General features: G+C 59.3%; 7 protein-coding genes. 1 reads left to right on the top strand and 6 read right to left on the bottom strand.

The window, feature by feature from the left end; translation table 11 throughout:
- Positions 1-270: 270 nt before the first annotated feature.
- From D8U69_RS00695 to D8U69_RS00675, 5 genes are all read right to left on the bottom strand, one after another.
- Positions 271-1881, bottom strand: a complete 1611-nt coding sequence (locus tag D8U69_RS00695; protein WP_130904279.1) for a gamma-glutamyltransferase family protein — start codon at positions 1879-1881, stop codon at positions 271-273.
- A 134-nt stretch (positions 1882-2015) separates the two neighbouring features.
- Positions 2016-2795: an amino acid ABC transporter ATP-binding protein gene (locus D8U69_RS00690; protein WP_056854655.1), complete on the bottom strand. Its 780-nt coding sequence runs from the start codon at positions 2793-2795 to the stop codon at positions 2016-2018.
- A gap of 1 nt (position 2796) precedes the next feature.
- Complete coding sequence (locus D8U69_RS00685; protein WP_056854656.1) at positions 2797-3564, bottom strand: amino acid ABC transporter permease; 768 nt, start codon at positions 3562-3564, stop codon at positions 2797-2799.
- 11 nt (positions 3565-3575) lie between these two features.
- On the bottom strand, positions 3576-4382 hold the full coding sequence (locus D8U69_RS00680) for an ABC transporter substrate-binding protein (protein WP_056854657.1): 807 nt from the start codon (positions 4380-4382) through the stop codon (positions 3576-3578).
- Positions 4383-4436: 54 nt separating this feature from the next.
- Positions 4437-5105, bottom strand: a complete 669-nt coding sequence (locus D8U69_RS00675; protein ID WP_130904277.1) for a GntR family transcriptional regulator — start codon at positions 5103-5105, stop codon at positions 4437-4439.
- Between the two features lie 365 nt (positions 5106-5470).
- Between D8U69_RS00675 and D8U69_RS00670 the strand changes: the two genes are divergently transcribed.
- The gene (locus D8U69_RS00670) at positions 5471-6616 is read left to right on the top strand and encodes a carboxypeptidase family protein (RefSeq protein WP_177434537.1); all 1146 of its coding nucleotides are present in this window, start codon (positions 5471-5473) and stop codon (positions 6614-6616) included.
- Between the two features lie 46 nt (positions 6617-6662).
- On the opposite strand, the gene D8U69_RS00665 is transcribed toward D8U69_RS00670, so the two are convergent.
- A complete protein-coding gene (locus D8U69_RS00665) occupies positions 6663-7208 on the bottom strand; it encodes a cytochrome b (protein WP_130904275.1) in 546 nt (181 codons plus the stop codon).
- Positions 7209-7272 lie beyond the last annotated feature (64 nt).

Below are 7272 nucleotides of genomic sequence, written 5' to 3'. Positions count from 1 at the left end.
CTCCTCATCAGGCTAATCACGGTTTTTGACCCGGCTTTTTGCCGGGTCTTTTTTTTGCCAGTTTTCTGGCTTATGGCTTCAGGCTAATGAAGTCTTTGGGTGTCACAAATCGATGGCGCGGATGATATCAAAAGAATATTTGTTGGCAAGCGGTGCCTGTGATCATTAGGGCAAACCAATGGCAAATAGCACTTGAGAATCAATCGCACACTCTCTAAGCTGCCTCGGCGTCAAGGAGGACGCCCCCCCCTTGATGCCCCCAACGCCCTTTCAATACACGGCGATATGCGAATCCGTTCGCGGTTCGGTGCCTCCGCATAACACGCCCGATTCAGGATCGCGCAAGATGATCTGGCCCCGCCCGTAACTGGTGAGGTCGCAGGCAACTTCTACAGTGTGACCACGACGTGCCAGCGCCGCCGCCATGTCCCGCGATGCATCCTGTTCGATCCCGACCTTCAGCCCGCCCAGCCACTGCCAACGCGGTGCATCGAGCGCCGCTTGCGGGTTGAGACCGAAATCCACCAGGTTCATCACCATTTGCACATGCCCTTGCGGCTGCATGTAACCGCCCATCACGCCGAAAGGCCCCATCGCCTCGCCGTCTTTGCTGAGGAACCCGGGAATGATGGTATGGAACGTCTTCTTGCCCGGAGCCAGGCAATTGGCATGACCTGGATCGAGGCTGAATTCTTCGCCACGGTTCTGCAGGGCGATACCACTGTCGGGCAACACCACGCCGGAACCGAAACCGTGGTAGTTGCTCTGGATGAATGAAACCATGTTGCCTTCGGCATCGGCGGTGGCCAGGTAAACAGTGCCGCTGGCATGGGGATCACCCGGTTGCGGCGCGACGGCGCGCTCGCCGATCTGCGAGCGTCGATGAGTTGCATAGTGATCGCTCAGCAAATCATCGACCGCCACACGCATGTGCTGCGGATCGGTGATGTAGTGCAAGCCATCGCTGTAGGCGAGCTTCATGGCTTCCAGTTGACGGTGCCAGGTTTGTTGACTGTCGCGGTGATCGAAGTCAAAGCCCTCGAGAATCTTCAATGTCATCAACGCCACCAGCCCCTGCCCGCTCGGTGGGATTTCCCAGACATCGACTCCGCGGTAATTGACCTTGATCGGCTCGACCCACTGCGCGCGGTAGTCCTGCAAGTCACTGGCGCGCAAATAGCCACCCGTGGCCCGCGAGTGCGCGTCAAGCCGTTGCGCCAGTGCACCGCGATAGAAGCTTTCACACGCCGTGGCCGCCAGCTCGCTCAGCGTGCGAGCCTGGGCCGGGTTGCGGAACACTTCACCGGCTCGGGGCGCACGGCCATCGATCAGAAAAGTCTCGAACCAACTTTCAAGTGCCTCACAGCGATCAGCAGAGAAGTCTTCCAGCGCGGTTTGCCATTGCAGCGCAACCACCGGCGACACGGGAAAACCATCGCGCGCCAGGCTGATCGCCGGTTGCAGCAAGTCGGCAAACGGCAGCCGGCCGAAGCGCGAAGACAACTCCGCCCAGGCTGACGGGCAGCCCGGAACGGTGACCGGTGTCCAGCCATGCAACGGCATTTTTTCATGGCCGGCGGTTTTCACTGCCTCGATGCTCAAGGCTTGCGGGGCAGCGCCATTGGCGTTCAAACCGTGCAACTTGTTTTGCGTCCAGACCAACGCAAACGCGTCGCCACCAATACCGCAACCGGTAGGTTCAACGACCGTCAGCGCTGCGGCCGTGGCGATCGCCGCATCGATGGCATTGCCACCGCGGCGCATGATTTCGATTCCGGCTTCGGCTGCCAGCGGTTGCGAGGCGGCGACCATGCCGCGTTTGGCGAAGACACTTTGACGTTGTGAGGCGTAGGGATATTCATGGGCGGAAAACTTGAACATGGCAGGACTCACACAAAAGAAATGTTCGTAAAAGAACCCCGTAGGAGCGAGCCTGCTCGCGATGAACTGGAGAACGACGCGGGATGTCTGACTTGCCTCGTTATCCTTAACGTTTATCGCGAGCAGGCTCGCTCCTACAGCACTCGACTGAGAAACGCGCGGGTACGGGCGTGCCTGGGTTGACTGAAGATCTGCTCGGGCGGTCCCTGCTCGATCAGTTCGCCCTGATCGAGCACCACCACCCGGTCGGCGACTTCACGGGCAAAGCCCATTTCGTGGGTGACCACGACCATGGTCATGCCCTCCTCAGCCAGCTCCTTCATGACTTGCAGCACTTCACCCACCGTCTCCGGGTCGAGGGCGCTGGTGGGTTCGTCGAACAGCATCGCCTGGGGTTTCATCGCCAGCGCCCGGGCGATGGCCACTCGTTGTTGCTGACCACCGGACAGCATCGACGGGTAATGATCGGCCTTTTCCGCCAGCCCGACCCGCTTGAGCAGCGCCCGCGCCTGCTCCAATGCCGCCGCACGCGACACCCCCAACACCTGAATGGGCGCCTCGATGATGTTTTCCAGGGCCGTCATGTGCGGGAACAGATTGAAGCGCTGAAACACCATGCCGATGTCGCGGCGCTGACGTGCAATGTTGCGCTCCGAATCCCGTACCAGGCTGCCATCGGCCCGGGTGCGATAGCCCATCGGCTGACCCGCCACACGGATCTGCCCCGACTGAATGTCTTCCAGCAGATTGATGCAGCGGATAAACGTGGTTTTACCGGAGCCGGACGCGCCGATCAGCACCACCACTTCACCGCGCTTCACCTGCAGGGAAATGCCCTTGAGAATTTCCAGGTCGCCGAAGGACTTGTGAATATCCAGCGCTTCGATGACCAGCTCTTCACTCATGTGCGCCATCTCAACGCCCCCTCAGCAGTTTCATGGTGTGGCGTCCAAACATTCGGCTGGCGGCTGGCGCCGGGCGATCGGACTGACCGAAGCGTGTCTCCAGCCAACGCTGGAAAAAGCCCCAGAGCGTGGTCAACGCCAGGAAGTAGATGGCCACCACCAGATACAACTCGAACACGCGGAAAGTCGCCGAGGTCACCATTTGCGTGCTGAGCAACAACTCCTGCACCCCGATCACGCTGACCAGCGTGGTGTTCTTGAGCATCACGTTGAACTCGTTGCCCAGCGGCGGCACGATCACCCGGAACGCCTGGGGCAACACGATCCGGCGCATCAACTTGGGAAACGTCATGCCCAGGGACCGCCCGGCTTCGTACTGCCCCTTGTCCACCGCGCCGATCCCGGCACGAATGATCTCGGCCATGTAGGCGCCTTCGTTGAGACCCAGCGCGATGATCGCCGCCTGGATGTTGCCCGGCACGATGAACCAGCCGAGGTCCAGGTCTTCGAAACGGAAAATCCCGCCCGCCGCCAACGCGGTGTACAGAAACACGATCTGCACCAGCAGCGGCGTGCCCCGCATCAGCCAGACATAAAAGCGCACCGGGTACTGCAACAGCGGGTTTCTCGACAGCTTCATCAACGCAGCGATCAGCCCAAGCACACAACCGAGCAACATCGCTGAAACGCTGATCAGGCAAGTCAGCCAAAGCCCTGTCAGGTACACATCGCTGGGTTGCAGCAGGTACTGCCAGAACACATCCCAATTGAAGTTCATCAGGTTTTCCCTCAGTCCAGTTTGTCGCTATCGACATGCCATTTACTGAGGAGCGCGGCGTAACTGCCGTCGGCGCGCATGCCTTGCAGCACTTCGGTGAGCGCCACGGTCAACTGCGGATCGCTTTTACGCACGCCGAAGCCGGTGAGGATGCGGTTGAATGCCGGCACCGCCGACTGAAACAGATCCGGGGCCAGTTGCTGGTAATGGCCGGCAGACTCGACCGTGGTGCCGAAAGCGTCCACCTGGTTGATGCGCAAGGCCTGGAAGGCGTCGGCGTCGACGTTGTACACCACCAGTTTCATCGGCGGCTTGCCGGCCGCTTCGAGTTTTTCGTTCTCTTTGCCCAGCAGCACGCGGATAGTCGAACCGTTACTGACCGCGACCTTGAGCCCGGACAAATCTTCCAGCGTGTTCACCGACTTCGGATTGCCCTTGGGCACCACGATGGACTGGCTGGAATACATGAAGTTGACGATGTCGATCACTTCACGGCGTTCGGGTTTGTCGAACAGTTGGTCGACGATCATGTCGCACTGCTGCGCGAGTAATGCAGGGATCAGCCCGGCGAAGGGCGAGATGCGCCATTCGACTTTCTTGTTACCCAAACGCTGGGCAATCGCTTCGCCCATATCCACCTGAAGCCCGACCGGTTGTTGTTTCAGGTCAAACGACACCAGCGGCGGCGAATCCATGCCGGAGCAATAGACGATCTTCTCGCTCTTGCTTAATCGCTCGGGCAATTCGGGGGCGGCCATCGCCCATTGCGAACACAGACTCAAGGTGAACAGGGCAACTAACGCGCAAGGCTTGTGCATGTCATGACTCCAGTTGGCTGCAAATGCCCCCCTGTGCAGGAGGTGGTTGTTCTTCTATTGATGGGCTTCGAGAAACTGAATCAACCGCGGGATGGTGCCTTCGATGTGTTCGCACACCACTTCTGCGGCTTTGTCCGGATCGCCGGAACGCAGGGCGGCGACAATCGAGGCATGCTCATCCCGGGCACTGCGTGGCTTGTCGGCGTGTTGCAGCCACAGGCGCATGTGCGGTTCGATCACCGAATACAGCGCCGAAATCTGCCGCATCAACCGCGGGCGTTCGCTCAGGCTGCACAGGTACTCATGGAACGCGCGATGGCGGCTGACCCACTCGGCACCGTCCTCGCGGTAGTCGTCCATCTCGTCCAGCAGACGCTCCAGATGGCTGAAATGGCGCTCGGTCATCTTGCTCACAGCCACCCGGATCGCGAGCCCCTCAAGGGCGCTGCGCATCTCGAACACCTCACGCATTTCGTCGATGTTCAGGCCGCGCACAATGGCGCCGCGATTGGGCCGCAATGTCACCAGACCGTCAGCATCCAGACGGCGGAAAGCCTCACGCACCGGCATGCGGCTCATGCCGATTTCACCGGCGATGTCCTCGGCGATCAGCCGTTCGCCGGTGCGGTAACGACCTTTGCAAATAGCCTCCAGAAGAAAGTTGTAGGCCTCTTCCTCAGCAGTGACAGGCTGACGCTCGGTATAGGCAGGGGCGAATTTCATCGGTGCACCTTTTGTATTTTTGTATCCAATTATCCATAAAGCCAAAAAGGCATAATGCATGCCAAATTTGGCGCATGGTTTACAGGTGTTTGATTACACTGAAGTATCAGCCTTCAACAGGGCTGTATAAGGCTGAAGGGGCCGACCGGTAACGAGTTGAAATGCCCCAACCTGTCACCTGCCGGCCTCAAAATGGTGCTGGTGGTAACACGGATGATCGCTACGCTTCGATGGGCAGGCTTCGCAGCAAACCTTGAGTCGTAAAGCGCGCGGGCATCCTGGGTGGAAACGATCTTTGCAAGCTCCTAAGCCCTTGCTCTTGCGTGTAAAGTAGCCGCCATAAAAACCTGATCAGGAACCCGACCGTGGCCAAATCTTCCCTCGATATCAGCGCCAACTTCGACAGCGGCAACATTCAAGTCATCGACCTCAGTGACCCGCTCAAGCCGCTGCTGGCGATCCGCCCTGATAGCAAAAGCCACCATTTTCAATGGTTCCACTTCAAGGCCAGTGGCCTGCATGTCGGCCAGGAGCATTGGTTTCGCCTGAACAATGCCAGCCAGTCTTCGTACAACAAGGCCTGGGACGGTTATCAGGCAGTCGCTTCCTACGACCACGTCAACTGGTTCCGCGTACCGACCATCTTCGAAGGCGACTGCCTGCGCTTCTGCCTCGAAGCCACCCAGACCCACGCCTGGTTCGCCTACTTCGAACCCTACAGTCGTGGCCGTCACGACTGGCTGATTGAACAAGCACTGGCAAAGGCTGGCACCGAGTTGCTGGCCACCGGCAAAAGTGTCGAAGGTCGCGATATCCAATTGTTGCGCAAAGGCACCGGCGCCGAAGGCCAGCGCAAGGTGTGGATCATTGCCCAGCAACATCCCGGCGAGCACATGGCCGAGTGGTTCATGGAGGGTGTCATCGAACGCCTCGAACGCCACGACGACCCGGTGCTGAGCAAACTGCTGGCCAGCGCCGATCTGTATCTGGTGCCGAACATGAACCCGGACGGCGCCTTCCACGGTCACCTGCGCACCAACGCCATGGGTCAGGACCTCAATCGCGCCTGGCAGAGCGCCAGCCCGGAAATCAGCCCGGAGGTGTTTTTCGTACAGCAGCAGATGGAGAAGTATGGCGTCGATATGTTCATCGACGTGCACGGTGACGAGGAAATCCCTCACGTGTTCACCGCCGCATGCGAAGGCAATCCGGGTTACACACCGCGGATCGAAAAACTTGAAGAACATTTCCGCAGCCACTTGAAACGCACCACCAAGGATTTCCAGACCAAGTACGGTTACACCCGCGACGAACCGGGCAAGGCCAACATGACCTTGGCCTGCAACGCCGTCGGGCAGAAATACGACTGCTTGTCCCTGACGCTGGAAATGCCGTTCAAGGACCACGACGATCATCCGGACCCGTTGACGGGATGGTCGGGCAAGCGTTCGAAGCAGTTGGGCAAGGATGTGTTGACGACAGTGGCGGAGATGGTTGATACGTTGCGTTGATCTACCCGGATGGCTGCATGCCGGCATGCAGCCTTCAAGCCCTCAGTTACCCGCGATCTTTCCCTCGCAACATGCTGTCCAGCACCTCATCACGCCGAATCCAACCGTGAAACAACGCCGCCGCCAGGTGCAGCAGCACGGTCAGGAACAACAGATAAGCCAGATACCCATGCGCCTTGCGCAAGAACGCAAACACCTGCGCGTTCGCCGGCACAATCGACGGCAACTGCAGTGAACTGCTGAGCATCACCGGCTCGCCCGACGCCGAAATCATCGCCCAGCCCAGTAATGGCAAGACCAGCATCAAGGCGTACAGCAACACATGCGAGGCTTTGGCCGCCAGCGCTTGCCAACTTGGCAGGTCCGCCGGCAGCGGTGGCTGCGTGGTGGAAAAACGCACCACCAGACGCACGATGACCAACAGCAGAATCGCGACACCCAAAGGTTTGTGCAGATTGATCAGCCATTCATGACGCTCGGACACCGAGGCGACCATGCCCGCGCCGATGAACAACATGGCAACAATCATCAGTGCCATCAGCCAATGCAGCAGGCGCGCCAAGGGAGCGAAGTGGTTGGGTTGGGTGCTCATTGCTGGGCCTCCTGTTTGGCGGCGGGCAACTGGCTGACTTCGCTGGTGCGACGCAGGTAGGAAT

Origin of the sequence: Pseudomonas sp. Sample_16 (assembly GCF_004307665.1) — a bacterium.
In the GTDB taxonomy this organism is placed as follows: Bacteria; Pseudomonadota; Gammaproteobacteria; order Pseudomonadales; family Pseudomonadaceae; genus Aquipseudomonas.
Note: the sequence above shows the minus strand (reverse complement) of the source record. Positions and strands in the feature narration are given on the sequence as shown.

Excerpts from the sequence above, each read along its gene's own strand:
- D8U69_RS00695 (WP_130904279.1), bottom strand. The coding sequence starts at position 1,881 with ATGTTCAAGTTTTCCGCCCATGAATATCCCTACGCCTCACAACGTCAA.
- D8U69_RS00675 (WP_130904277.1), bottom strand. The coding sequence starts at position 5,105 with ATGAAATTCGCCCCTGCCTATACCGAGCGTCAGCCTGTCACTGCTGAG.
- D8U69_RS00685 (WP_056854656.1), bottom strand. The coding sequence starts at position 3,564 with ATGAACTTCAATTGGGATGTGTTCTGGCAGTACCTGCTGCAACCCAGC.
- D8U69_RS00665 (WP_130904275.1), bottom strand. The coding sequence starts at position 7,208 with ATGAGCACCCAACCCAACCACTTCGCTCCCTTGGCGCGCCTGCTGCAT.
- D8U69_RS00690 (WP_056854655.1), bottom strand. The coding sequence starts at position 2,795 with ATGGCGCACATGAGTGAAGAGCTGGTCATCGAAGCGCTGGATATTCAC.
- D8U69_RS00680 (WP_056854657.1), bottom strand. The coding sequence starts at position 4,382 with ATGCACAAGCCTTGCGCGTTAGTTGCCCTGTTCACCTTGAGTCTGTGT.